The organism is Georgenia ruanii, assembly GCF_009193175.1.
In the GTDB taxonomy this organism is placed as follows: domain Bacteria; phylum Actinomycetota; class Actinomycetes; order Actinomycetales; family Actinomycetaceae; genus Georgenia; species Georgenia ruanii.
The window spans coordinates 92,600-118,401 of sequence record NZ_VUKE01000006.1 but is presented as its reverse complement, the minus strand read 5'-3'; the positions used below and the strand labels follow the sequence as shown (position 1 = coordinate 118,401).

At 69.3% G+C, this 25,802-nt stretch carries 25 protein-coding genes; 9 read left to right on the top strand and 16 right to left on the bottom strand.

Features of this window, described 5'->3' with window-relative positions:
• Window positions 1-151: 151 nt before the first annotated feature.
• The 4 genes from GD880_RS08265 to GD880_RS08250 form a co-directional block, all read right to left on the bottom strand.
• Window positions 152-973 carry an enoyl-CoA hydratase/isomerase family protein gene (locus tag GD880_RS08265; RefSeq protein ID WP_152231150.1) on the bottom strand — a complete coding sequence of 274 codons (822 nt, stop codon included), beginning with the start codon at window positions 971-973 and terminating at the stop codon, window positions 152-154.
• Window positions 973-1,734: an SDR family NAD(P)-dependent oxidoreductase gene (locus tag GD880_RS08260; RefSeq protein ID WP_152231149.1), complete on the bottom strand. Its 762-nt coding sequence runs from the start codon at window positions 1,732-1,734 to the stop codon at window positions 973-975. The genes GD880_RS08265 and GD880_RS08260 overlap by 1 nt, the downstream gene beginning before the upstream one ends.
• 196 nt (window positions 1,735-1,930) lie before the next feature.
• Window positions 1,931-2,974 carry an LLM class flavin-dependent oxidoreductase gene (locus tag GD880_RS08255; RefSeq protein ID WP_152231148.1) on the bottom strand — a complete coding sequence of 348 codons (1,044 nt, stop codon included), beginning with the start codon at window positions 2,972-2,974 and terminating at the stop codon, window positions 1,931-1,933.
• A gap of 96 nt (window positions 2,975-3,070) precedes the next feature.
• The gene (locus tag GD880_RS08250; protein ID WP_264372275.1) at window positions 3,071-4,672 is read right to left on the bottom strand and encodes a thiamine pyrophosphate-binding protein; all 1,602 of its coding nucleotides are present in this window, start codon (window positions 4,670-4,672) and stop codon (window positions 3,071-3,073) included.
• Between the two features lie 625 nt (window positions 4,673-5,297).
• Between GD880_RS08250 and GD880_RS08245 the strand changes: the two genes are divergently transcribed.
• From GD880_RS08245 to GD880_RS08220, 6 genes are all read left to right on the top strand, one after another.
• Window positions 5,298-6,254 (top strand): enoyl-CoA hydratase/isomerase family protein, encoded by a 957-nt coding sequence (locus tag GD880_RS08245; protein WP_152231146.1) that lies wholly within the window; start codon window positions 5,298-5,300, stop codon window positions 6,252-6,254.
• 283 nt (window positions 6,255-6,537) lie between these two features.
• Entirely contained in the window at window positions 6,538-7,422 is an 885-nt protein-coding gene (locus tag GD880_RS08240; protein WP_226909476.1) for a CoA transferase, read from the top strand.
• A complete protein-coding gene (locus GD880_RS08235; RefSeq protein WP_152231144.1) occupies window positions 7,419-8,705 on the top strand; it encodes an amidohydrolase family protein in 1,287 nt (428 codons plus the stop codon). The genes GD880_RS08240 and GD880_RS08235 overlap by 4 nt, the downstream gene beginning before the upstream one ends.
• A 207-nt stretch (window positions 8,706-8,912) precedes the next feature.
• A complete protein-coding gene (locus GD880_RS08230; RefSeq protein ID WP_152231143.1) occupies window positions 8,913-9,272 on the top strand; it encodes an SDR family NAD(P)-dependent oxidoreductase in 360 nt (119 codons plus the stop codon).
• Window positions 9,191-10,513: an MFS transporter gene (locus GD880_RS08225; RefSeq protein ID WP_319593258.1), complete on the top strand. Its 1,323-nt coding sequence runs from the start codon at window positions 9,191-9,193 to the stop codon at window positions 10,511-10,513. Before GD880_RS08230 ends, GD880_RS08225 begins: the two co-directional genes overlap by 82 nt.
• A gap of 221 nt (window positions 10,514-10,734) precedes the next feature.
• Window positions 10,735-10,923, top strand: coding sequence for a zinc-binding dehydrogenase (locus GD880_RS08220; RefSeq protein WP_226909475.1), 189 nt, complete (start codon window positions 10,735-10,737; stop codon window positions 10,921-10,923).
• Window positions 10,924-10,952: 29 nt separating this feature from the next.
• Here the strand turns inward: GD880_RS08220 and GD880_RS08215 are convergent, their stop codons facing one another.
• From GD880_RS08215 to GD880_RS20300, 11 genes are all read right to left on the bottom strand, one after another.
• A complete protein-coding gene (locus GD880_RS08215) occupies window positions 10,953-12,167 on the bottom strand; it encodes an acetyl-CoA C-acetyltransferase (RefSeq protein WP_152231140.1) in 1,215 nt (404 codons plus the stop codon).
• Between the two features lie 45 nt (window positions 12,168-12,212).
• Window positions 12,213-12,686: a MaoC family dehydratase gene (locus GD880_RS08210; protein WP_152231139.1), complete on the bottom strand. Its 474-nt coding sequence runs from the start codon at window positions 12,684-12,686 to the stop codon at window positions 12,213-12,215.
• On the bottom strand, window positions 12,683-13,576 hold the full coding sequence (locus GD880_RS08205) for an SDR family NAD(P)-dependent oxidoreductase (protein WP_193314424.1): 894 nt from the start codon (window positions 13,574-13,576) through the stop codon (window positions 12,683-12,685). The genes GD880_RS08210 and GD880_RS08205 overlap by 4 nt, the downstream gene beginning before the upstream one ends.
• 13 nt (window positions 13,577-13,589) lie before the next feature.
• Window positions 13,590-15,065: a class I adenylate-forming enzyme family protein gene (locus GD880_RS08200; protein ID WP_152231138.1), complete on the bottom strand. Its 1,476-nt coding sequence runs from the start codon at window positions 15,063-15,065 to the stop codon at window positions 13,590-13,592.
• Between the two features lie 11 nt (window positions 15,066-15,076).
• A complete protein-coding gene (locus GD880_RS08195; protein ID WP_226909474.1) occupies window positions 15,077-15,400 on the bottom strand; it encodes a hypothetical protein in 324 nt (107 codons plus the stop codon).
• Between the two features lie 34 nt (window positions 15,401-15,434).
• Window positions 15,435-16,523, bottom strand: coding sequence for a phosphotransferase family protein (locus GD880_RS08190; protein ID WP_152231136.1), 1,089 nt, complete (start codon window positions 16,521-16,523; stop codon window positions 15,435-15,437).
• Between the two features lie 580 nt (window positions 16,524-17,103).
• Window positions 17,104-17,895, bottom strand: coding sequence for an IS21-like element helper ATPase IstB (gene istB / locus GD880_RS08185; protein ID WP_193314413.1), 792 nt, complete (start codon window positions 17,893-17,895; stop codon window positions 17,104-17,106).
• Window positions 17,886-19,154, bottom strand: a complete 1,269-nt coding sequence (gene istA, locus GD880_RS08180) for an IS21 family transposase (RefSeq protein ID WP_193314412.1) — start codon at window positions 19,152-19,154, stop codon at window positions 17,886-17,888. Before istA ends, istB begins: the two co-directional genes overlap by 10 nt.
• A gap of 377 nt (window positions 19,155-19,531) precedes the next feature.
• Entirely contained in the window at window positions 19,532-21,244 is a 1,713-nt protein-coding gene (locus GD880_RS08175; RefSeq protein ID WP_152231133.1) for an FAD-dependent oxidoreductase, read from the bottom strand.
• A 200-nt stretch (window positions 21,245-21,444) separates the two neighbouring features.
• Window positions 21,445-22,170 (bottom strand): tyrosine-protein phosphatase, encoded by a 726-nt coding sequence (locus GD880_RS08170; RefSeq protein WP_193314411.1) that lies wholly within the window; start codon window positions 22,168-22,170, stop codon window positions 21,445-21,447.
• Complete coding sequence (locus GD880_RS20300; RefSeq protein WP_193314410.1) at window positions 22,167-22,502, bottom strand: hypothetical protein; 336 nt, start codon at window positions 22,500-22,502, stop codon at window positions 22,167-22,169. The genes GD880_RS08170 and GD880_RS20300 overlap by 4 nt, the downstream gene beginning before the upstream one ends.
• A 259-nt stretch (window positions 22,503-22,761) precedes the next feature.
• Between GD880_RS20300 and GD880_RS08165 the strand changes: the two genes are divergently transcribed.
• The 3 genes from GD880_RS08165 (at window position 22,762) to GD880_RS08155 (ending at window position 24,753) form a co-directional block, all read left to right on the top strand.
• Window positions 22,762-23,631 (top strand): enoyl-CoA hydratase, encoded by an 870-nt coding sequence (locus tag GD880_RS08165; protein ID WP_152231131.1) that lies wholly within the window; start codon window positions 22,762-22,764, stop codon window positions 23,629-23,631.
• Between the two features lie 250 nt (window positions 23,632-23,881).
• Window positions 23,882-24,307 (top strand): universal stress protein, encoded by a 426-nt coding sequence (locus GD880_RS08160; protein WP_152231130.1) that lies wholly within the window; start codon window positions 23,882-23,884, stop codon window positions 24,305-24,307.
• Between the two features lie 56 nt (window positions 24,308-24,363).
• On the top strand, window positions 24,364-24,753 hold the full coding sequence (locus tag GD880_RS08155; RefSeq protein WP_152231129.1) for a nuclear transport factor 2 family protein: 390 nt from the start codon (window positions 24,364-24,366) through the stop codon (window positions 24,751-24,753).
• 138 nt (window positions 24,754-24,891) lie between these two features.
• On the opposite strand, the gene GD880_RS08150 is transcribed toward GD880_RS08155, so the two are convergent.
• Window positions 24,892-25,719: a FadR/GntR family transcriptional regulator gene (locus GD880_RS08150; RefSeq protein ID WP_226909483.1), complete on the bottom strand. Its 828-nt coding sequence runs from the start codon at window positions 25,717-25,719 to the stop codon at window positions 24,892-24,894.
• Window positions 25,720-25,802 lie beyond the last annotated feature (83 nt).

Genomic DNA, 25,802 nt, shown 5'->3' with positions numbered 1-25,802 from the left:
CGGTGATTGCCTGGGAGAGGCGGACGGAGCTCGCCCGTTGACCGAACGTCCTCGAGATTCACGCTGCGGTCGAGTTTTCTCAACGCTTCCGGCCATTCACGCTACGCAAAGTGTTCGCACCTGCCGCACCGCTCTGTGGACGCCAAAATCGCTAGCGCATGGTCTCCGCCTTGGCCGCGGCCCGCTCGCGACTGGCCGCAACGAACTTGCGCACGCGGGCCTGCGAGTCGGGGTGGCCGACGAGCGTGGCGATGCTGGCAGCCTCCGCCTCGAGGTGCTCCTCATACGCAGCGATCCACGGGGCCATTGCGAGCCGCTTGGTCGGGCCATAGGCCTGCGACGCACCGCGGGCCAGGCGCTCGACCGTCGCTCGCACATGCTCGTCGAACCCTGCCACGTCCGTCACCTCGCCGACGAGGCCCCACGACTCTGCCGTGGCGGCGTCGATCGGCCGACCGCCGAAGAGCAGCGCTGCCGCTCGAACGTCACCCACGGCCCGCGGTAAGAGGTAACTGACACCACAGTCGGGCGACACGCCAATTCCGGCGTACGCCGAGACGAAAGAGGCGGCCGACGACGCGATGACAAGCTGCGCGTTGAGCACCAGCCCTACGCCTGCGCCGGCGACGGCGCCGTTGACCGCGGCGATCACCAGGAGCTCGGAGCGCGCGAGAGCGAGGATCCCGCGGTGCATCGTGCGTGCCAGGTGGCCGGTGAACGCGACGGGGTCATCGGCATCCGCCATGCCGACGACGTCACCGCCCGCGCAGAAGAACGGGCCATTCCCGCTCAGCACGACCACGCGCACCGACGGATCATCGACGGCGCCGTCGACAGCGCGCACGAACTCGTCGGCAAGCGCCTGACTGAGGGCGTTCCCTTCGTTCGGGCGGTCCAACACGATCCACGCGACGCCGGCCTCGTGCGCGACGCGCAAGTACCGGTAGTCGCTACCACCTCCGATCGCTGCCATCAGCGAGGCGCCATCCGGATCGCGCCGTCGAGGCGGATCGTCTCCCCGTTGAGCATCGCGTTCTCGACGACGTGACCGACGAGGGCTGCGTACTCCTCGGGCGTGCCGAGCCGCGCGGGGTGCGGCGTCTGCTTGCCTAGCGACTCGATCGTCTCCGGGGGAAGCGAATCGAACATCGGTGTGTGGAAAAGCCCCGGCGCGACCGTGACGACGCGAATCTTGTACTGGGCAAGGTCACGCGCAATCGGCAGCGTGAGCGCCGCCACCCCGCCCTTGGACGCCGCATACGCGGCCTGACCCACCTGCCCGTCGAAAGCGGCGACCGAGGCCGTGTTGACGATCACGCCACGCTCGTCGCCGTCCATCGCACTGTCCTTCATGCGAACTGCAGCAAGCCGGATCACGTTGAATGTGCCGACGAGGTTGATGTCGATGACCTTCTGGAAAACCTCGAGCGGGAATGCCCCGTTCTTTCCGGCCACTCGTGCCGTCATGGAGACGCCGGCGCAGTTGACGACCACCGTGAGCGGCCCGAGACCCTCAGCGGCGTCGAGCGCCGCCTCGACGTCGGCGGGGCGAGTGACGTCGGCGGGCGCGAACCGCACCCGTTCGCCGAGCTCGGCGGCCACCTCAGCGCCGCGCGATCCCGCGAGGTCGGCGATGACGACGGATGCTCCCCTGTCCAGCAGGAGCTTGACCGTCGCGAGGCCGAGCCCTGAGGCCCCGCCGGTGACCAGTGCCGACGTGCTGGAGATGTCCATGAGAGTCCTCTCAGTTTGCGGGTGCGCCGCGCTCGCGCATGCGCCGATAAGTCGTGGCCGCCACGCCCTTGTGCGGGTGGCAACGCTGCCTCTGAACATTATGAAGTCAAAATACCAATTACCAAGATGTCCGAACGTTTTCCGTCCGAGCGAGCGGGCCGGTCGTGAGCAGCGGGAGGCGGGAACCGCCGCGAGCTCAGCGGCGGCTGGACGCCTCCTCGATCAGGCCAAGCAGTGGCGAGAAGGAATCCTGCGTGCCGGTCGCTGCGGCTCCCACAGCGTGGTCGCCCGCTTGGTAACGCATGGTGTTGACGTTCACCAAGATGAGCTCGTCGGCAAGGTCCGAGTAGTCCTCCAGGCGCGCCAGGCAGTCCTCCCTGGTCCCGGCGATCGTGAGCCTGTCCACCACCGAGTCGCTGACCGCCGATCTCGCCGCGGCCAGGTCGCCCGCTTCGACGGCCTCGCCGACGGCGTCCGCTACGTCGGCGAAGCCCTGCTGTCGCAAGAGGGAGTCGTAGTGCGGGTGGGGCTTGCCCGCATAGAGGTTGACAACTGCCGACCGGGCGGCGTTGCGGGCTCGCTCCCGGTCGTCGTCGACCGAGACGAATGATGCTGCGGTGACAGTGAAGCTCTCACCCGCCGCGCGCTGCCCCTCGGCCCGGGCCTGTGCGACGTACTCTCGGGTGAGCAGGCTGCCGAGTGCCAGCCCGTCCGCCCGCTCATACGCGACCTGTGCCATCTTCGGCGAGGTGGCGGCCAACAGGATGGGGATCCGGCTACGCACGGGACTGACCTGGGGGTGCCAGCCCGACATGCTGTGCCTCGCGCCGACATAGTCGACCCGCTGGCCGTAGCGGGCCTCGACCACGCCGCGCAGAACCGCGAGGTAGTCACGCATCTTCTCCAGGGGCCGGATCACGGGAACCCCTTGGTAGGACTCGTTCGTCACACGGTTCCCGCTCCCCACGCCCAGCACGAGTCGCCCCCCGGACAACTCGTCAAGGTCGACCGCCGACATGCCCGCGATCATCGGTGTGCGCGCGTGCGCGTTGAGGACATAGGGCCCAAGACTGAGGCGACTCGTCGCGACCGCGATCGCCGACAGGGTCACGAATCCCGACCGCCACGCCTCCGGCATGTACACGCCGTCCGCGCCAGCGACTTCGGCGCGGACGGCGAGCGACACCATGTCCGACACGCGCATGCCCCCACCGCCGGCAAGCATGATCGACAGCCTCACGTTCACTCCTCAGCTGGACTTCTATCCGGATGATTGAATGGCGAACAGGGCAAACTCAGGACCCTCCGGCCATCGCGGGCGAACCTCCACCGATCGTCAGTGCGCGGTGACCTTGTCCGGGTCGAGCTTGATGTCGATCAGCACCGGCCGATCCCGTGCGGGCAGCTCAGCGATCACCGCATCGAGCTCGGCGAGGTTGCGCACGGTGTACCCCTTGCCGCCAAGCGCATCGGCCACCGGCGCGAACTCCGGCCAGTCGAAGGTCGAGGAAGTGGGGTCCATGTCCTTGTTCCGGAACTGGATGTGCTCGGCGCCGTAGGCGCCGTCGTTGAACATCACCACGACCAGGTCGAGCTTGTGGCGTACGGCCGTGTTGAACTCGGCGAGCCCACCGAGCATGAACCCTCCATCGCCGGTGATGAGGAGCGTCGGCTTCCCGGAGCCGGTCGCCGCCCCGATCGCCGTCCCCATCCCCAGGCCGATCGAGCCGAAGTTGACCGTGTGGTGGTAGTCGCTCGGGTGCGAGACATGGAACATCGAGAAGCACTTCATGACGAACCGGCCACCATCGAAGACCAGCGTGCGGTCCTGGGGGAAGGCGGCGTCCAGCTTGAGGATCGCGCTGCGGTGGTCGACCGTGCGGTCGGTGCTCGCATCGGTGAAGTCAGCGTCGGAGCGGGCGGCGAGCTTGGCGGCGAGTTCCGGGGATGCGTAGCCGGTCGGCTTCACCTCGGCCTCGTCGAGCAGGTCTCCGATCAGGTCGGCCACCGCGCCCGCATCCCCCTGGACCATCGCATCGACCACCTGGAACCGGCCGAGCGCGGCGCTCTCGCTGTCGACCTGCACCACCGCCTTGTCGGCCAGGATCGAGCCCTCGGCCGTGGTCCAGCGGTTCAGTCCCGCACCGAACGTGATGAGGCAGTCCGCGTCGGTGAGGGCCTGGAGTGCCACCTCGTGCGAGAGCGTGCCGCAGATGCCGAGGTTGTGGGGCTCACCGCGGAACAGGTCGCGGGCGCGCAGGGTCGTGGCGAGCGGAGCCCCGATACGGTCGGCCAGGCGCACGAGAGCGGCGCGTGACTCCTCGCTCGACGCCCCCCGCCCCGCCAGGACGACCGGACGCCTGGCAGACGCGATGATCCCCAGGGCGTCTTCGAGCGCAGCCTGGGAGGGGGCGAGCTGCTGGTGCCCCGACCAACGCGGCCCGGCCGGCGGTGCGTACTTCGCCTCCTGCCACTGGAAGTCGACGGGCACGTTGAGCACCACCGGTCGACGTTCGTTCAGCGCGCGGTGCACGGCGACCGCGACGTCCTCGCACACGGTCTTCACGGAGCGGACCTGCTCGAAGCCGGCGCCCGTCGGGATGGTGACGTCGCGCTGACTGATGTTCTGGAAATTGTCCTTGTCGACCACGGCCGTGTCGCCCGCCACGACCAAGATGGGAGTGCGCTCCCTCACGCCCTCGACCAACGCCGTGACGATGTTGGTGAACGCGGGCCCGTGCGTCACGGACGCGACGCCGACGCCGCCCGTCGCCCGTGCGTAGCCGTTGGCCGCGAGGACCGCACCGCTCTCGTGTGACACCGAGTAGAAGTGGCATCCCGCGTGCCGCTGGAAGCTGTCCATCATGTAGAGGTTCGCGTCGCCCATCACACCGAAGACATCCGTGATGCCGTGGTCCCTGAGCGCCTGCGCGATCACGTCGTGGAAAAGCATGGAGAACTCCTTGTGTGTTGTCGTTGCCGCTTCAAGCGCTCAGCGCTGGCACCAAGTGACCGGCCCGTCGGCGTGCCGCCAGGCCCCTCGCGACCGATCTGGGTAACGCTTCGTAGAGACGCCCGAGACCGACCGGTGGCCTGCTCGGTGTCACCGCTGACGATGTCGAGAGCCGTCTGCGGCCGCGGGCCACCCCGTCGGGGGTCGTGATGGGCTCCGGGGCGAGGAGCGCACGCGCAGTACCGGGGCCCAGGTCCGAGAAAGGCGAGTGACGGGACCACCTCCATCACCCCTCTCTGCCTCGGCGAAGAACTGCTAGCCCGGCAGCCCGTCGTGTTGCCGCCGTGTGAGCGATGACATTGGCATGCAGCGTCACTCGCGTCAATATTCCTCATGATCTTTGCTGGTTCCTGCGAGGGCCACTGAACGGCATGGGCGAGCGCGGGCACGACGGGTGGGACTCCTGCAGGCCACGCCGGACGCCGAATTTCGTGAGGTATATTCGCGGAAGCAGCGGGCGCTCTCCCGGTCTTTCGCGGCCCGCGTGGCCCGCCGTTGGTGGCATCTCGGCCGCCGCGGACCGAAAGAGAAGGTAGTCGTGAGGAGCGCGGTGACAGCGGCCGAAGCCATGGAGATCGTGGACCTCGACAACACTCACTGGTCTCCGGCCGTCGGCGAGGCGTACGCACGCCGTGCGCGCACCACAGTCCTGGTCGGCGTGAGCAGCCAGGCGCTCCCGCCCGAGTCCGCCCATGTCCTCAGTGCCCTCACGCTGACCCTGGCGCCCGACGGACCGGGGCGTTTTTGGGTGGCACCCGAGCCGGACGATCTCGACCTCATCCGTGAAACCGTCACGCGAGCGCCGGGCGCCTCGCGGGCTCTCGCTTCGCTCCTTCCACTGACCGCTCAGCTCGACGTGGCAGACGCGCTCGTGGCGGAGTCGCTCGCGTACTCGATGCTCCTGGCCGGGCCGGACTTCCGGAGCTGGCGCGCCGCGACGCCTCGACGGGAGGTACCCACCGGCGACGATCCCGTGCTGTTCTCACGCGAGGGGGATGTGCTCACTCTCGCGCTGAATCGTCCGGGGCGACACAACGCGTTCGGGCGGGCAGTCCGCGACCGGCTCATCGAGGGTCTTCAGGTGGCACTTCTGGATGAGTCGATCACCCAGGTCGAGCTGCGCGGCATTGGGCCATCGTTCTGCAGCGGCGGCGATCTCGACGAGTTCGGCACGGCGCCCGATGTCGTCGCCGCCCACCAGGTGCGCCTCGAGCAGAGTGCCGGTCTCCACGTGCACCGGATTCGTGAACGGGTCGTGGCGAGAGTGCACGGCGCGTGCATCGGGGCCGGCCTGGAGTTCTCCGCATTCGCCGCCCGGGTCGAGGCGCGCGAGGGAGCGTGGTTCATGCTTCCCGAGCTGTCGCTGGGGTTGGTGCCAGGCGCTGGTGGCACGGTCAGCGTCACCCGCCGGATCGGCCGTTATCGGACCGCCTACATGGCACTGACCGGACGCCGGATCGACCTCGACACCGCGCTCGCGTGGGGGCTGGTCGATGCCGGCGTCTGAGTCGATGCCCGCGTCTGAGCTGGAGCTCTGGGCATGGTCAGGTGCCATGGCGCTGACGGGCAGGGCCGACGGCCCACCGCTGGCGGCGCCTGGTCAGCCCGCGTCCACGACGGCGTCCGGACTCCGACGTGTCGCCGACGCGGCTTTCCGGCGCACCGGCACACGACCGGAGCTGCCTGACGTTCGAGTGCTCGGCGAGCGCGCCGCGATCACCGGGCTCCATCGGAGCGGGCCCTCGTCCTGCGGCGGCGCATTCCGCACCTTCCGGACCAGGGACGGCTGGATGGGGCTCTCGCTGGCCCGCCCCAGCGACCTGGAGCTGGTGCCCGCACTCGTCGAAGACGCCGACGCGTGGGGCTGGCCCTCCGTCCTGGCCTGGGCCGCCTGGGTCGACACCGCGGAGGCCGCCGCACGGGCACGCCTGCTCGGACTTCCCTGCGCCGAGCGGCGCCCCTCGGTGCGGCCGGGTGTCCTGACTGCACGCGGGGGACGACGCAGGTCCGTGGGCGCGCACCCCGTCGTCGTCGACCTGACAGCGATGTGGGCAGGCCCGCTCTGTGCTCACCTGCTGGGCCGCACCGGTGCGACCGTGACGAAGGTCGAGAGCACGTCCAGGCCGGACGGTGCCCGACGCGGCCCGGCCGAGTTCTTCAACCTCATGCACGCGGGCCACGAGATGGTCTCCGTCGACTTCTCGTCCTCCGCAGGGCGAGAGGAGCTCCGGCGACTGGTGCTGTCGGCCGACCTCGTCCTGGAGTCCTCACGTCCACGGGCGCTGCGCCAGCTCGGGCTGGTGGCCGAGGACGTCGTCGAGGCAGGCATCACGTGGCTCTCGATCACAGCAGCGGGACGTTCGTCCAACGCGGTGGGCTTCGGCGACGACGTGGCCGTGGGTGCGGGGCTCTATGTCGAGGACTCCGGTGACGTGCTGCCCTGTGGCGATGCGCTGGGCGACCCCCTCGCCGGCGTCGTCGCAGCGGCTGCCGCGTCAGAGGCGCTGCTGGGCGAGCACGCACTGCTCATCGACGTCTCGATGCACGACGTCGCCGCCGACGCGGCATCGGGGACGATCGAGCCGCACGTCGTCTCACGGGCGTCGGACGGTTGGTGGGTGGAGTCCGCGACGGGCCGCTTTCCCGTCGCCGCGCCGTCGCGGAGACCCATGTGAGCCTCCTGTTGCGGCAGGTTGAGCTCGAGGAAGCGGTAGTCGACGTACGCATCGAAGGCGACCGCATCGTGGAGATCGGCGCGGGCCTGTGCGGCAGCTCGCGCGTGGTCGAGGCTCGAGGCGGGACCCTGCTTCCCGGGCTGCACGACCACCACCTCCATCTCTTTGCGATGGCAGCGGCGATGGCGTCGATCGACTGCTCGGAGTCGCTCGACGCTCTGGCAACCGCCCCCGTGAACGAGGGATGGGTGCGAGGTTTCGGAACCGCCTCCACCCCGGACCGGCACGACCTCGACGCCGTGCGTTCAGACGTGCCCGTGCGCGTGCAGCACCGCAGCGGCGCGCTGTGGATGCTCAATAGCCGCGCCCTGGCCGAGGTCAGCTCCTGGCTGGATGGGACCGCCGACGTCGAACGAGACAAACACGGTGAGCCCACGGGCCGGCTCTTCAGGTACGACGCGCGGCTCCGCGCCGCCCTGCCGTCGACCTTGCCCGATCTCGGCGGCGTGGTGGCGCGGCTCCACCGGTACGGCATCACCGGCGTCACGGACGCCACCCCTGACCTGTCCCCGGCTGCCGTGGAGGCGCTGACGGCACTGAGCGGCATCAGGGTGACGCTGCTCGGCGGACTCACAGGCCCGCGCAAGCTGCTGCTGCGCGACCACGATCTCCCCACGTATGACGACCTCGTCCAGGTCATCGGCGGCACCCACGCCGCCGGCCGGCCCGTTGCGGTGCACTGCGTGACGCCGGAGTCACTCTTGCTGACGCTGGCGGCACTGCGTGAGGTCGGGTCTGTCCCCGGTGACCGCATCGAGCACGCCGCGGTGGTGCCCATTGGCATCGCGGAGGCACTGGCGGCACTCGGGCTTGCCGTGGTGACCCAGCCCAGCTTCCTCCGGCTCCGCGGAGATGAGTACTTGCGCGACCTCGACCGGGAGGACATTGCGCGCCTCTACCCCTATCGCAGCCTCCTTGATGCGGGGGTGCGCGTCGCCGCCTCGAGCGACGCGCCGTACGGCGATGCCGACCCCTGGCGGACCATGGCCGACGCCGCCGCGCGGCGTACTCGCCGGGGCCGAGTGCTCGGCCCCCGTGAGCGAGTGAACCCCGTCGAGGTGCTGACTGGCTACCTCAGCCCTCCAGATGACCCCGGCGGGGCGGCCCGTCGGGTCGAGGTCGGGGCGCTCGCAGACCTCTGTCTGCTGAAGGCCCCACTGCGGTCCGGGGAGCCTCAGGTACGCGCCGTCGTCGTCGGTGGAGAAGCGTTCGAGCAGCCGTGAAGATTCTCTAGGATCCCTCAGTCTCTCTGACGCGAAAGGGATCGGATTCAGTCCGTCCACTTCGCTTGTCCGAATGTCCACACCCCTCACGGTCCGCGTTGTTACGTAGCGACGCTCACGGATCTGCTCTTGACGCCTCAATTATCATGAGGAACCCGCAGTTTCCGCGGGCGCAGCAGGCCCGATCACCGTTCGCAGAGGGGCGTCATGCCACAGGTGCCAGGAACTAGCTCGATCCGCGCGCGACCCAACAACGCCGCCTACGGCGCCGTCAAGCACGGGGTGCTCGGCCTGACGAAAATCGCCGCTGCGGAGTACGGCCAACAACTCGTCCGCGTCAATGCGGTGCTCACCGGTGCCATCGATACCCCGATGATCCGAAAGCCCCGTGAACATGCAGGAGTCGTGGCCCACGACGAGTTCACGCTCAGCCTCTCCGGCCGCCTGGGCACGCCCGACGAGGTCGCCCACGCCAGCCTTTGGCTGTGCTCGGACAGGTCCTCCGTTGCGTCCTCCGTCGTCACCGGACACCGCCTCGCCGTCGATGCAGGATTCCTCGCACGGTGACCCGGCAAGGCGACAATCGGTGGCTGGCAACGGTCCGTAGACCTCTGTACCGAAGAGCATGGGCACTGGGAACCCTTCCCCACCTCGGCTATTGGATGGTGATCCTTACCTTCCAGGGGATGGTGGCGAGCCAGACCGACGCTGACCCGATGGCCCTCGGTCTCTTCTACTTCGCGACACTGGTGCCGTTCCTGCTGGTCTCGCTGCATGCGGGCGTGTGGGCGGACCGGTTCGATCGGCTCCGCCTTCTCGCCGCCTCCCACCTGCTCATCCTGGCGGTGAGCGCGAGCATCGTCACACTCCTCCTTGCCGGTCGCACTGCACCGACGACGTTCATGGTGAGTGGCTTCGTCTTCGGGCTTGCGTTGGCAGCGAGTCAGCCCGCCGGCCAGGCGCTCGTGGCCGAGTCGGTCCCGCGGGGCCTGACAACGACGGCTGTCACGCTGCATAGCTTCGGCATCACGCTGTCCAGGTTCCTCGGACCGGCTCTCGCAGCGATCCTCATCGCAGCCGCGGGAAATTCGCTGACGATGGTCGTCCACTGCGTCTTGTGCGTTGCCATCGTCGCACTGGCCCTGACCACGCGCGCCTCCCAGACACGCGGTTCTGCCGTCTCCTCGAGCTTCTCCCAGTCGATCCGGAGCGGCGCGGCCCATGCCACCGAGAGGTGGCCTTTCATGGCGAGCCTTATGGCAGTCGGCGCGGTCTCCCTTTTCGGGTCGTCCTACCTCTCGCAGATCGCTTCACTGGCAACCCTGGCCACCGACGACAGCACTTGGTTCGCCGTCCTGATGTCCGCGACCGGCCTCGGCGCGATCGTGGGCGTGGTGCTGGCGGCGGTGCCAATGCCGACCTCCTGGGACCTCCGGCGCATATGCACAAGCATGCTGGGACTCGGACTCTGTGTCGGCGCCTTGGGGTGGGCAAGGAGTGAGCCCGTCCAGCTGGTCCTCGTCATGGCCGCGGCCGCTTGCCAGTTCACGACTCTCACGCTGTGCTTTCGCGTGATCCAGGGCTCGATCGCGAACAGCCACCGCGGTCGAGTCATGAGTCTCAACCAGCTCTGCTACGCAGGACTGATTCCCGTGGGCGGCCTGCTCCTCGGTCTGTCATGGGCCTGGGTAGGACCAAGCGCCGCCTTCTCTTCGGCGGGCGCCTTCGTCATCGGCGCGGCGACCGTCCTGATCCTGCGCGTCTGGTCACTCGATCCGCGGTTTCCTCTCGAACAACGGGCATTCTGAGTGGCCCGGGCCTTATGGGTGCCGAGGGCGTTCCTGCGCCGGCTCGTCCCAGGCTGTCGCCGTCGCCTGAGCCGTTGGCTCCCGCGCAGAACGTCGCAGAGGTTGCTCCTCCGCTCCCGGCTCGCGGCGGCGTCCCCACCCAGGAGTTGGTCCGCACACGTTGACGACAGGCGGGGCCCGGCTGCCGGGGGTCTCCTCCTCGTGACGAGGTGGCCACGTCGTTGCGACCACGCCCCGCGGCCGAGAAGGGGGTCATCTGCCGCGAGGTCGTCCGCAAGGTCTTGCCGCCGGTCGGGGCGGGACTCGTCAGGCCGGTGGTCCACGCCGCCCTGCCGCTGGAGGAAGCCACCCAGGCGCACCGCATGGTGGAGCAGAGCAGCAACGTCGGCAAGGTTGTGCTGACGATGTAGCCCGCGCCGGGCGGCGCTCCGCCGCCGCGCTAGAGCCGCTGCAGCACCAGGGCCATGCCCTGTCCCCCGCCCACGCAGAGGGTGGCGAGGCCGATCTCCTTGTCGCTCCACTCGAGACCGTTGACCAAGGTCGTCACCAGACGGGCGCCGGTCATCCCAAAGGGGTGGCCCACGGCGATCGCGCCGCCATGGACGTTGAGGGTCTCGGGATCCACCTCAAGCTCGCGGGCAGATGGGATCACCTGGGCCGCGAACGCCTCGTTCATCTCCACGAGGTCTACGTCTCTGATGGTCATGCCGGCCGCGCGCAGGGCCTTCCGGGAGGACTCCACCGGGCCGAGGCCCATGATCTCCGGTGAGATGCCACTGACGCCGGTCGACACGATTCGCGCCAGCGGCCGGACGCCCAGCTCCGACGCCCGATCGGCCGACATGATCACGAGAGCGGCGGCTCCGTCGTTGAGGGCGCAGCAGTTCCCCGCGGTGACGGTGCCGTCTGTCCGGAAAACCGGTTGGAGCGCAGCCAGCCCCTCGATGGTGACCCCTGGCCGGGGACCGTCGTCCGCGGTGATCAGGTGCCCGTCGGGGGCCGGCACTGGGGTGATCTCGCGCGCCCAGAACCCCTCGGCGAGCGCCCGTGCCGCGCGCTGCTGGCTCAACGCGGCGAACTCGTCCTGATCGGCACGCGAGACGTTGCGCAGCTGCGCAACGTTCTCCGCGGTCTGCCCCATGGTGAGGTAGAGGTTGGGGAGGGATCCAGCGCTCCGCGGGTCGGACCAGGCGCCCCCGGCCTCAGCGTGCTGGGCGCTACGAGCCTGCGCCTCGTCGAAGACGGGATTGTGGGTGCCGGGCAGACCGTCCGCCTTGCCGTGCACGTATCGGCTGACTGTCTCGACCCCCGCCGAGATGAAGACCGATCCTTCCCCGGCCCTGATCGCGTGCAAGGCCATGCGTGTGGTCTGCAGGCTCGACGCGCAGTATCGGTTCACGGTCGTGCCGGGCACCGTGTCGAGACCGGCCAGCACGGCGACGGCGCGGGCGAGGTTGTACCCGGCCTCGCCCGCGGGCTGAGCGCACCCGAGCATCAGGTCCTCGACGTCGGCCGGGTCCAGCTCCGGCACCTTCGCGAGCGCCTCGCGCACGATCGTCGCGGCAAGGTCGTCCGGCCGGAAGTGGGTGAGCGAGCCCTTGGTCGCACGGCCGATCGGGGACCGGGCCGTCGAGACGATGACTGCTTCAGGCACGAGTTGCTCCATGTCGTAGGACGAACGGGTCGTAGGACGAACTGGTCAGGTGACGAGAAGACGCACGGTCTCCGCGACGCAGGCGGGCTTGTTCTGCCCCTTGATCTCGATCGTGTACTGGATGACCGCTTGGATACCGGCCGCCGTGCGCTGGGTCGACAGCAGCGTTGCCACCGCCCTGATGCTCGCGCCAGCGGTCACCGCCTGGGGGAACCGGGCCTTGTTGAGGCCGTAGTTGACCTGCATGTCGCTGCCCTCGACCCGGAAGATCGCTCCGCCGAGCCGCGGGATCAGCGAGAGCGTCAGGTAGCCGTGAGCGATGGGCGCCCCATACGGTCCGGACGCGGCGCGCACGGGATCCACGTGGATCCACTGCCAGTCCTCGGTGACGTCCGCGAAGGCGTTGATGCGCTCCTGGTCGATTGTGAACCATTCACTGGCTCCGATGAGCGTTCCCTCAGCCGCGCAGAACTCGTCGATGCTTGCGAAGACCTTCGTCCCGCCGCTGCCCTCGGTCATCGGGGCATGCCGTTCATCTGGGAGTTGGGGCGTGCCCGCGCAACGAGGTCGGGGACGACGTCGTCCAGCTCGCGCACGTCCCACCTGGCATCCTGGCGAGCTGTCGGGCCCTTGACCCAGGTCTCCACCACCGAAATGGCGCCACCGTTGATGGTGAAGACGCGCCCGGTGATGCCCTCGCTGGCGGGGCTGGCCAACCAGACCGCGAGTGGTGACACGTTGGCCGGCGACCCGACGTCGAACCCGGCGGCCTCGCTGTCCCGCCGGACCTTGTCGACGTACGAGTCCAGTCCGATGGTCATGTCGGTCAGGGCGGTCGGCGCGATGGCATTGACGCCTACGTGGAGACGGGCAAGCTCATCCGCTGCGATGACGGTGAAGGCGGCGATGCCGGCCTTGGCCGCCCCGTAGTTGGATTGCCCCACGTTTCCGAACAGCCCCGACGGCGACGACGTGTTGACGATCCTCGGGGCCTCGACGGGGGTGCCTGCCTTGTTCTGCGCCCGCCAGTACGCCGCAGCGTGGCGGGTGACGCAGAACGTACCCCGCAGATGCACCCGGATCACCGCGTCCCACTGGTCCGGCTCCATGGTGACGACCATCTTGTCCCGCAGGATGCCGGCGTTGTTGACCACCGCGTGCAAGACGCCGAACTCGCTGACGGCAGCGGCGACCAGGGCCTGCGCCCCCTCCCAGGAGGAGATGTCGTCACTGTTGCCGAGCGCGTCGGCCCCCAGCGCGCGGAGCTCCTCGAGCACACCGTCCACCGGCGCGACGTCGTTCACCACCACCCGCGCGCCCTGTCGGGCGAACTCCAGGGCGTGCTCACGGCCGATGCCGTTCGCCGCCCCGGTCACGATCACGACCCGGTCCTGGCAGATTCCCACCATCTTCACCTTTGCCTCATGACCCGGTGGCGAGCCTGGCGCGCAGCTCGCGGCGCAGGAGCTTCCCGGTCTCGTTGTAGGGGAGTTCGTCGACGTAGTGGATCTCGGCCGGGACGCGCGTGGAGCGCAGAGTCTCCCGCACCCAGGTCTGAAGCTCCGCCGTCTGGACGTGCGCACCCGGGGCGAGGACGACGAAGGCCTCGACTCGCTCGCCCCACTCGAGGTCGGGAACGCCGACCACCGCGGCCTCCGCGACGCCGTCGTGCTCGGCCAGCCTGTCCTCGATCTCGGCCGGGGAGAGGTTCTCCCCGCCTCGCACGATGACGTCGTCGGCACGCCCGTGGAGGTACAGGAAGCCATCGGCATCGAGGTAGCCGTGGTCCCGGGTCGGGAACCAGCCGCTGCTCTCGATGGTGCGGTGGGAGAGGTACTCCCCTGAGACCTGGTCGCCTCGCACCCAGATCTCCCCCGGCGATCCTGCCGGCACAGCGTTCCCGTCGTCGTCGCGCACCTCGATCTCGATCGAAGGCAGGGCACGACCGACGGAGCCGAGACGTGCTCGCACCGCCGGGTCCTCGCTGCCCGCTGCCTCACGGTGGTCGTCGGGCGACAGGAGCGTGATCGTCGAGCTCGTCTCGGTGAGGCCGTAGGCGTTCACCAGATCGAGCTCGGGGAGCAGACGCATCGCCCGTTCCACGACCGCGGCCGGCATCCGCCCACCGCCGTACGACAGGTGCCGCAGGGCCGGCAGCCCCTGACCGTCCTCCTCCAGGCAGTCGAGGATGCGGTTGAGCATGGTGGGGACGACCATCGCCTGGGTGACGCGTTCCTCGCGGGCGACGCGCACCCAGTCGCTGGGTTCGAACGCCGCGAGCTGCACCATGCGGCGTCCGGCGTACACCGAGGTGAGCACGGAGCTGATCGCCGCGATGTGGTACGGCGGGACCGACACGAGAATCGCCTCGTCCGGCTCGGCGTTGACGAAGCCGACGGTCTCGAGGACGTAAGGGACCAGGTGCCGGTTGCGCAGCAGGGCGGCCTTGGGCGTGCCGCTCGTTCCACTGGTGAAGAGGAGCACCGCTGGCGCCTCCCCATCAGGATCGACGGGCACGCCGCCTTCCCGCGCGCCGGTGAGGTCGACGCGGGCCACGCCGGGGACATCCGGCACACGGGCCTCGCAGTCCTCGTCGGCCAGGATGGCAACCGGGGCGATCCGGCCGACCGCCTCGGCCAGCTGTGCGGCCGTCCAGCGGTAGTTCAGCGGCGCGTAGGGCAATCCCGCCAAGGAGGCCCCGAACATCAGCGCGACCGCCTCCGGGGAGTTGACGCCCAGGTAGCACACTGCGGAGACGTCACGTCCCTCGAGCGCGGTCGCGTAGCGCCGAGCGCGGTCGAAGAGCTCCGCGTAGGTGAAGTTGCTCCCGCCGGAAGACACCGCGACGCGGTCGGGCTCCGCCTGCGCCACCATCTCCAGCAGCATCGCCAGGTTCATTCGTGCGCCTTTCAGTCCGACGAGGGCAGCTGCTTGCTGACCATCTGCTCAAGAGGCACGCCGGCGATGGAAAGCGTCCCTGCCCCTGGCCGCACGCACAGCACCTGGAGTCCGGACTCGTCATGCGAGTACCGCTTGCCGAGCTCGGTCCCGCCCGCCAGATCTGCGGCTGGCTCGCCGCCTGGACGTTCCCCGCCCGGCGCGAGCATCGGCTGCCCCCCGCAGTCCAGTGCGACGTCCGCGGCTCGGATCACCATGACCTCCGTCTCGCAGACGGAGCTGGCCAGCCGCATTCCTGCTTTCATGTGGTCCTCCTCGGAGCCGTTCGCGCGCATCGATGATGTGGTTCATTCCAAGCTGGGGCCTGCATCAGACCTGACCGCCAAGCAGGTCAACGGCCCGCCGGGCGAGCGGGGCGACCATCTCGCCGCGCTGCCGCATGCGCTCGTCGGACGTCTCGCCGCGGACGCTGCGGGCATAGAGCTGTTGCAGGATGACGGCGGTCTTCCAGCAGCCGAGGGCCTCGTACCAGGTCACGTCCGACAGGTCGAGGCGGCTGCCCTTCGCATACCGTTCGACGATGTCGGATCGGGACGGCAGCCGGAGAGCGCGCGTGGCGGACGCCGCAATGAAGTAGCGAACATCGTCCTCGGTCAAAGTGTGGTCGGGCCAGTAGTTGAGCAGGGTGCCCAGGTCGCACAGCGGGTCGCCCAGGGTCGCCATGTCCCAGTCAAAGACTGAGTACACACGGTCGGGCAGTCCCGCTGTGAACTGGCAGTTGTCGATCTTGAAGTCGTTGTGGACTATTCCCGGGAGCTGACTGGTCGGCTGCTGAGCGAGGAGCCGTGCAGCCACTTCCCGCATCGTTGCGGCTGTCTCATCAGCGCTCGACAGCAAGGAGACCTCCGCGACGTCCGCCCAGCGGCGTGCCCATCCCGAGAGCTGGCGGTCGAGGTAGCCGTCGGGACGGCCCAGGTCACCGAGCCCGCACTTCTCGGCGTTCACCTCGTGCAACTCGGCGAGCGCATCGACCACGGCGAAGCCGACACGCTCGACAGCATCCGGATCGGTGGACAGCGCTTCGGGGACGTGGTCCCACACGATGACCCCGGGCCGGTACTCGGAGACGAAGAACTCGGCGCCGATCACGGCCGGGTCGCTGCAGTACGTCAAGGCGCGCGGGGCGCGGTCGTATGCCGCATGGAGCCGTGAGAGAACGAGGTACTCGCGCCCCATGTCGTGCGACTTGTTGGCCAGCCTGCCGAACGGAGGCCGCCGGACGACGAGCTTCGTGGCGCCGACAGTCACCTGGTACGTCAGGTTCGCCGAGCCCTTCGGGAACTGCAGCACCGAGAAGTCCCCGGTGAGCTGCGGGAGGGCGTCCTTGAGCCAGGCGTCGAGCCTTGCCCAGTCAAGGTCTTCCCCGGGGCGGACAGCCGCGACCTCGTTGTTCGACATTGCGTCTCCCTGGTACGTCGTTACGGGCTCGGGCGTCCCCCAGCCACATCGCAACAGTAATTCCTCATGAGGATTAAGGCAAGCCTTGGCTGCCCCTACCGCTGCCAACCCCTGCCGAAGCGCGCACTCGACGTGCCGCGCATCGTCGCGAGGCCCCGGCGGGCTCGTGGCTGCGAGGGCAGTCCCGCGCCGGCGCGGCGCACGGCCGATCTGCCCGTCGCGAGGGCACGAGTCGCTACGCCCGCACCGATCCAGTCCTGCACGACCGGGTGTCGTCCCGCCCCCGGTCGCGTCGTCACCACCAGCACGCCGTGGCCGAGGCCGGCGCGCTCGGTCGTCCTCACGTGATCCGCGAGCGCGAGGGACACCACGTTGACCCCGCCCACAGTCACATCCCCGGACTCTGGGTGCAGCACCGTGGCGCCCCGGTGCTCAGTGGGGGTGATCCGGCGGGTGCGCACCGCCGACCGCCTCACCAGCGGAGACTGCCCCTCCGCCCGCCGGCATTGTCAACGCCGGTCGAATCTTGACCCCCTGGCGCCGGTTGAAAGTTGACCCCTCTCGGGGTCGTTGATGGTGGTTACTTGCTGGTTCGTGCGGCTGGTGGTGGGCCCGTGCGGTGGGCCCGTGTGCGGTAGGAGTCCCCGTCCAGGGCGATGACCTGGGCGTGGTGGACGAGGCGGTCGATGGTCGCGGCGGCGACGACGTCGTCGCCGAGGGTCTCGCCCCAGCGGCTGAAGGGCAGGTTCGAGGTCACGATCACCGAGCCGGTCTCGTAGCGGTTGGCGATGAGCTGGAAGAACAGCGACGCGGCGGCGGCGTCGAAGGGCAGGTAGCCGACCTCGTCGATGATCAGCAGGCGGAAGCGGTGGATGCGGCGGAGCTCGCGCTCGAGGCTGCCGCGGGCGTGGGCCTCGGCCAGGCGGTTGATCCACCCGGTGGCGGAGTCGAACGCGACGGGGTAGGCCGCCTCGGCGGCCTTGATGCCCAGCGCGATGGCCAGGTGCGTCTTGCCGGTGCCGGGCGGTCCGAGCAGGACCACGTTTTCTCGTTTGGGGATGAAGGTCGTGGTGGCTAGGTGGGCGAGCAGGTCCCGGGTGGCGGCGGGGACGTGGTCGAAGGAGAAGTCCTCGATGGTCTTGGTCGCCGGGAAGTGCGCGGCGGAGATCCGCATCCGGGTGCCGTTGGCGGTGCGTGAGGCGACCTGGCGGCCCAGGACGGCGGCGAGGTACTCCTCGTGGGACCAGGCCTCGGCGCGGGCCTGCTCGCCCAGTTGTGCGAAGGTCTGGGTGATCACCGGGGTCTTGAGCTCGCGGGCCAGGAACGCGACCTCGCCGGCCAGGTCCCGCCCGGCGCCGGCGCTCACTGGCACGCCTCCTCGTACAGCCCGTCGCCGGCGTGCAGGTCGTCCATGGCGCCCAGGGCGAAGAGCTCGTCGTAGTCCGTCAGCGCCCGCATCCCGACCCCGGTCTCCCGGGCGGGCGCAGCGGGGGTGCGGTGGCGGGCCTGGTGCGCCTGGCGCAGCACCGCGGCGGTGGCCACGTGCGCGGGGTCGGTGATCGTCTGCCGGGTGTCCCAGCAGCGTTGGTGGACGGCGACGACATGCCCGGCGCAGGTGACCGTGACGGTGGTCAGGTCCGCCGCGACGTCGACGAACCGGCCGATCACGCTCGGGTCGACGGAGTAGTCGTTGCCCAGTACCCGCACGTAGTAGTCCCGGCCCAGCCGCACCCTCGTGGTCAGCCCCGTCGTCGGGGCCACCGGGGGCAGCTCGGCCATCGCGGCGGCGTCGGTGCCGATCCGGGCGGCGGGCCGGACACCGGTGGGGCGCAGCACCCGGTCGTTGGCCCAGGGCAGCCAGCCGGTCAGCTGGGCGTTGAAGTCCGCCGGCGAGGCGAACGTGCGCCCGGGCATGAACGAGGTCTCGAAGTATCCGTTCGCCCGCTCGATCATCCCCTTGGTCTCCGGATCACGCGGACGTGCCTGGTAGATCCGGGTCCCGAGCGTGCCGGCGAACGCCCGCGCCGGGACCGTCAGCCGGCGGCGCTGGCCGATGCCGGACTCGTTGTCCCACACCAGCGTCTTGGGCACCGCTCCCAGCGTGGCGGAGAGCAACTGCCACATCCCCGCCAGCAGGTCCCCGGTGGTTCGCGTCGGGATCAGCAGCGCCATGATGAATCCCGACCACGCCGCGACCATCGTCAGCACCGGCGGGTCCGCGAGCACGTCGTCCCCGACCGGGACGACCCGACCCGGGAACCACAGGTCGCACTGGACGATCTCCCCGGCCGTGTACTGCGTCCGGTCGGCCGGGTCCGGCGGGACGAACAGCGGGCGCAGCTCGGCGACCCGGGCACGCAGGATCGACGAGGACCGCTCCCAGCCGATGCGCTCGGCGATCACGGTCGCCGGCATGGTCGGCGTCGCGGCGAGCAACGCCCGGATCTGCGGCTCGACCGCGTCGAGCTTCGAGCCGGCGTTCTTGCGCTCATACTTCGGCGGCGAGTCGGACGCCAACGCCGAGCGCACCGTGTTCCGGGCGACGCCCAACTGCCTCGCGATCGCCTTGATCGCCATGCCCTCCGACCGATGCAACCGTCGGATCTCGGCCCAATCTTCCACAGTGATCACTCCCCGAACTGTGTCCGAGGGGGTCAACATTCACTCGGCATCTGGGGGTCAGTATTCACGCGGCGTTGACAGGCATCTTGCGCCGCTGAGACACACGGCAGGGACGGCCGGTCGAAAGTCCCTTCGCGCTCCCAGTTTCGTCAGCAGCCGATCGCCGCATACCCGAGAGAGGTCGCACTGCCGCGAACGGTGCAGTACCGGTGGGCGCCTCAGAGCTCCTGCCGTGCGTCTACGCCGCAAGTGCGATCGAGGGGCGGGAGGGCGCCGTCCCGATCATCGGGTCGTCACGCTCGACGACGTCTACCTGGCGCCGGTGCGGATCCTGCTCGGGTCAGGGCCCGTCGGAACCCGTCGAGGAGCAGGGCCTCAGCACGTGCTCACGCGTTGGATCCAGCGGCAGCGGCAGCGGCAGCGGTCGCTGCCGCTGCGGCGACCCGCAGCATCTCCGCGCGCTTGACGAGCTTGACTCGCGGCCGGGACAAGGGCCGCCCGGTGCGGCGCTCATGGTCGTCGATGGCGTTCCAGCCGGCCAGGTCCAGGTGGTCGGGGATCAGGTCGATGACATCGCGGTCCGGAGCACTGACGAAAAGGCTCCCGTTGACCCAGTCCTCCAAGAGGGCGTCCACCGTCTCCTTGGCGCACTGCTTGTTGGTGCCGATCACCCCGGACGGGCCCCGCTTGATCCAACCTGTGGCATAGACGCCGTTCACTGGCTCGTGCGATCCCACGGCCTGCACGACCCGGCCGCCCACATTGGGCAGCACGGCCCGGCTCTCGTCGAAGGGCAGACCCGGCATCGCGGCTCCGCGGTAACCGACGGACCTCAGCACGAGGCCGCAGCTCAGCTCCTCGGCCCGCTCCGCGGCATGGGCGACAACAGCTCCGTCTTCGAAGGTCTGGGAGTTCCGCATGAAGCGGACCCCCTCGACGCGCTCGTCACCGATGATCTCGGTAGGCGACAAGAGAAAGCGCAGGCTCGCCCGCCGCGACGCCGTCGGCGTCGCGGAGCCGAGCTCCGCGATCATGCGCGCCTTGTAGAGCGCCATCGACTCCTCGCGGCCGACCGACCACTGTCGGGTCGCCTCGTCGATCGACACCTCGTCGGGTGCGACCTGGATGTCGAGCCCGGTCGTCCCGGCGAGCCCGAGGAGCTCTGGCGTCGTGAATGCCGCCTGCGCAGGCCCTCGACGCCCGACGACGACGACCTCGCGAATCCGGCTGGCCGCCAGCTGCTCCAGCGCGTGGTCGGCAATGTCTGTTCGCCGAAGGTCGTCGACGTCACTGAGCAGGACCCGAGCCACGTCCAGGGCGACGTTTCCGTTGCCGATGACGACCGCGCGCTCACCGGACAGGTCGAATGTCCGATCGGCGTAGTCGGGATGGCCGTTGTACCAGGCGACGAACTCGGTGGCGGAGTGGCTTCCGGGGAGATCCTCCCCAGGTATGCCGAGCTGGCGGTCGCCCATGGCACCGACGGCATAGATCACGGCGTGGTAGCGAGCCGCCAGGTCGTCGTGGGTGAGGGTCTTGCCGACCTCGACGTCGAGAAAGAGGCGAAAGTTCTTGCGCCTGGCCGTGCGCGCGAAGTCGTCCGCGGTGGCCTTGGTCTCCTGGTGGTCTGGGGCCACCCCGAATCGCACGAGGCCCCACGGAGCCGTGAGCCGTTCGAACATGTCGACGTGGACGGTCAGCCCTCGTTGGCTCAACAGCTCCTCCGCCGCGTAGCTCGCGGCGGGCCCGGAACCGACGATGGCCACCCGCAGCTGTTCAGACCCGGGCCACTCGCGGCTGGGCCGGCCCGCCTTGGCGGGCACCTGCGGATATCCGAGGTGTGTCGGGTGCCGGTAGTACTGGGCATTGAGGTCGATGTAGGGAAGGAGGTCCGACGGGAGGTCGAAATCGGGCTCGATCGCGCTGACGGGGCAGGCGTCGAGGCACGCTCCGCAGTCGATGCAGACGTCCGGGTCGATGTACAGCATCTCCGCGGTCTTGTACCCGGGCTCGTCCGGGGTCGGATGGATGCAGTTCACCGGGCAGACGGCGACGCACGACGCGTCGTTGCAGCAGTTCTGGGTGATCACGTACGTCATGACCGCTCCTGGTCGCCTGGGCCCAATGGGAGCGCCAGGCTAGCATATTCCTCATGAGGAACTCACGTTCTGGCTGACCGAGCCTGGCCCCACAGCCCTGTCCCGCTTGGCGGTGCGGCCAGCACAGCCCGGCGGCCGAACGCGACCCCGCGGACGAGGTCCTCGTAGGCGGCATTCTGACACCCGGTACCCGCGCCTCGTCACCAGGCCTCCGCACGCACGGCTGGTTGCACGAACCGCTGAGCCCACTCGTCGAGGCGGTCACGACGGGTGCCGTGCGCGCAGAGCCATCCGCGGACGTCCCCGTGCGCAGAGAGGGTGAGTGCCTTGATCACCTCAGTGAACGCCTCCGCAGGCGTGAGGAGCCAGGCCGGGTTGAGCGGCCGCGCCCCGGGTCGTGCGCGGCGCGCGACGCGCTGCACCACGGCGTCCATGTTGTCCGCCGTGCGCAGGTAGTCAGCAAGCACATCGACGGGAGCGACCCCAGCCGCGAGGAGCAGGGCACCGATCACGATGCCGGTACGGTCCTTCCCCGCCGTGCAGTGCACCAGGACGGGGGCAGGGCTGCTGACGACGATGCCGACGGCTGCGGCGACCCGCTCGGGCACCGACTCGAGGATGTGGCGGTATATGGCGCCCAGGTCGGACCCGCGCACGCTGTCTGGTGCCGCCGCCCCATGCAGGGGGTAGGGCACCCGCTCAGCACCCCGAAGCGCGTATGACGTTCGCTCGGCCTCGCGTTCCGTCCGCAGGTCGACGACGGTCGCCGGCGGCCAGTGCGGCACGTGGGCCGGATCGGCGTCCCCGTCGTGCGGGACATCGCTGCGGTAGAGCATTCCGTGGCGCGTCGTCCCACCACCCCCCTTGGCGGGGAGCCCACCGACGTCACGGAGGTTGACGAGCTCTTGGCGGGAAAGGAGGTTCACGGTTTGGCTCCAGTGGACATGACGGTCCGCACTCCCCGGCGGGACTGCGCTCGGGTGCCCACTTCGCGTGTCAATGTCCCGTCGGCTTCCGGCGCGGTCTTCCGCTTGGACACCACGCCTGTGAGCCGCGATCTCGCGACACCGCGCATCACACCCGAGACGGCGAACAGCTCTCCTGCGAGCGCAGCCGGCGCCGCCTGCGAACCCTCCGACAGCTCCGCGAGCAGCCGGCGGATTCGAGCGCCGACGTCAGCAGCGCCGAGTGCACGACGACCGGGCGTGTCGTGGTCGGTCACGAACGTACGACCACCGACACCGTTGAGCACAGGCACGCGCAAGCCTCCTGGAGATGGCCGATTGACGCGACCGGACGTGCCGGGCAGCATACCGAGTCGCACTCCACCGGTTTGCCACCCACGGAGATCTGACCGGTTCTCGCGGCTCGGGAATTCCCCATCACCTCATCGACCGCCGGCCCTTCCGTGTGCTCGCGACGAGCTGGACCGGATTCGGTGGGGCTGCGCCTCGGCGGGCAGGTGCGCACCTATTCATCAGTATGAATGAGGGGCCGTATTGGGTAGCCTCCCCCACATGTCGCCCGAGCACGCCGTCGAGCCCGAACCCGTCACCTACGAGGTTCGCGGCCCCGTCGCAGTCGTCACCCTGAACCGCCCCGAGTACCGCAACGCGCAGAACTCAGCCATGACCTATGCCCTCGACGCAGCCTTTGTGCGGGCAGTGGACGACGACGAGGTCCGGGTGATCGTGCTGACAGGGAGCGGCAAGCACTTCTGCGCTGGGCACGACATCGGCACTCCGGGCCGGGACATCGACCAGACCTTCGAGCGCAAGGCGATCATCCACTGGGACCACGTGGGAAAGCAGGGGGTCGACGCCCGCCTCGCTCGCGAGTCCGAGGTCTACCTGGGCATGTGCCGACGATGGCGCGAGATTCCCAAACCCATGATCGCCATGGTGCACGGTGCGTGCATCGCCGGCGGCCTCATGCTCGCCTGGGCCTGCGACTTCATTATCGCCTCCGACGACGCATTCTTCTCCGACCCGGTTGTCCGGATGGGCATCCCAGGCGTTGAATATTTCGCCCACCCTTGGGTGATGAACCCCCGTGCGGCCAAGGAGTTCCTCTACACCGGCGATCGTTTCCCGGCCGCTCGAGCGCACGAGCTGGGGATGGTCAACCAGGTGGTGCCGCGAGTCGAGCTCCACGACACGGTGATGGCGATGGCCGAACGCATCGCCGGCATGCCCCGCCTAGGCCTCGCGCTCACCAAGAAGGCGGTCAACCAGGCGGAGGACCTCCAGGGCATGCGCGCCGGCATGGACTCGGTCTTCGGCCTGCACCACGCGGCCCACGCCCACAACGCAGAGGTCGGAAGCGACTCCCTGGGCGGCCTTGATGCCAAAGCCCTGGCTCGGCCGCGCGGCTCCGGCAGCTCCTGAGCCCAACACCGCGAGATCTCGCGTGTGACGGGAGGTGCCGCGCCGCCCGTCGCTGTAGCGGGACTGCGTGAAGTCACCTGGGTCCGTACCCGCACCTCCAAGCGCTCCGCGTCACCCGAACCGGACGGCGATGACCCCGGTCAGGCTCCGACGGTGGCGTGCCGTTCGCGGGTTCCCGCGATCCCTCCGCCCACCTCGACACAGGTCATTCCTCATGATAAAAAGCAGGTCAAGAGACTTGGGAGGGAACGTGGAGAAACTGATCGTCGTCGGAGTCGACGGAAGCCTCACGGCCGCGGCATCTGCCCGGCGGGGAGCCGAGCTGGCCCGGGCCACCGGCTGTGCGCTGCACGTGGTCTCGGCGTACGCCGCCGAGGCACCTGATGCCCTGCGCGATGGTGGCGACCACGCCCGCGGGGAGTCCGAGGCCGACGTCGCCCTGCGCATCGCGCGGGGGGCTGCCGAAGAGCTCGCCTCCCTCGTCCCCCAGATCACCTCCGCGGCGGTTCGAGGCACTCCCGCCGACGCCCTGGTGTCCGAGGCAGAGCGCCTCAACGCCTCGATCATCGTGGTGGGCAACCGCCGCGTCCAAGGGATCGCGCGTGTGCTCGGCAGTGTCGCCGGTGGGGTGGCGCATCACGCGCCCTGTGACGTCTTCGTCGTCCACACCCACTGAGCCCACACCGCTCCGTATTTCCGTATTCACGCTAGCACCGCACGAGAGAGGACCGCATGTCTGAACTGACCCACGCGGAGATCGCGGAGCTCGAGCACACGCGTTGGACCGCACTGATGCGCTCCGACCTGGAGCAGCTCGGACGGCTCTACTCCGACGACCTCGTCTACACCCACTCCAACGGTCAGCGGGACACCAAGGAGTCGTTCCTGGAGCTGCTGAGGAGCGGCGCGCTGCGCTATGTGCGGCTGGAGCCGACCGAGCAGCGAACCCGGATCTTCGGTGATCTCGCCGTGGTGTCCGGCGACGTCGCCATCGAGGCTCGCGTGGCGACGGGAAGCCACGAGAGCGTCGTGGGCTATACCGCGGTATGGGCCCGGCAGGGGGAGGACATCAGGCACGTCGCCTGGCACTCCTCCCCCAAGCAAGCCCCGATCGGCTCTTGAGGAAGGGCCGGCCCGTTCCGCGACGTTGCGGCGCCCCGCACACGGCTTGAAGCAAGCGAGAGGGTCCGGGCAACCGCTCAGGGTCCCGCTCATCTCGGCGACGACTGCACGTCGCACACGCTCACGTGCCCAGGGCCGTCACAACCACTCGACCGACCCCTGCAGCCTCACGCCGAACTCGGCACGGTTGATCTCCGCCACCGTGGTCAGGTGGTTCTCCATGATCGAGGCCGCGGCCTCGCTGTCGCCACTGACGATCGCCTGCGCCAGCTGGAGGTGATCGTCCACCAGTGCCTGATGGATGGTGCGGACGTCACCGATCGTGGCCAGGTGGTGCGCCACGAGCTGGCCGTAGGCACGGAACGTCAGCTGGAACACTCGGTTCCCGGCCAACGCGGAGACCGCGCCGTGGAAGCCCTCGTGACCCGAGATGTAGACCTCCAGGTCCGCGTGCTCGATATCCTCCACCTCGCCGGTGAGGTACGGCGTCATGGCACTCTGGCGTGCCTCCGCGTCCGGGTTCGCCGCCGCCATCCTGGCCAGCGTCGACTCGGCGAAGACCCAGGCGGCGAACAGCTCATCGTAGGTAGCGCCCGCCATGTGGAAGAAGAGCGCCTCCATCCGGCCCAGGTTCGCCGAGTCCACGGTGCCGACCACAGGCCCTCCCCCGGGGCCACGGCGGATGCTGATCATCCCTTGCACCTCGAGGAGCCGCAGCCCCTCGCGGAGCGACTCGCGGCTGACACCGTACTGCTTGAGCATCTCAGCCTCGGACGGCAGGTTGTCGCCGGGCTGCAGTCCATCGGCACGGATGCGGCGGACGACCTCACGGGCGACGACCTCGGCCGCCTTCAGCGGTCGCAGGACCGAGCCGCCCGCCGCGATCGGGATGCCGTCCGTGCGGGCCGGCTCCGACAACGCCTTCCCGCTCGTCGCGCCGTTCATCGGTGAAGCGTTGCTCACCATGTCCACCTCAGCATTCTGGGCCGGTCCCTGGGCCACCCCGTGTGGATGGTCCAGTCTCACACCGACCAGGTGTCGGTCTCTGG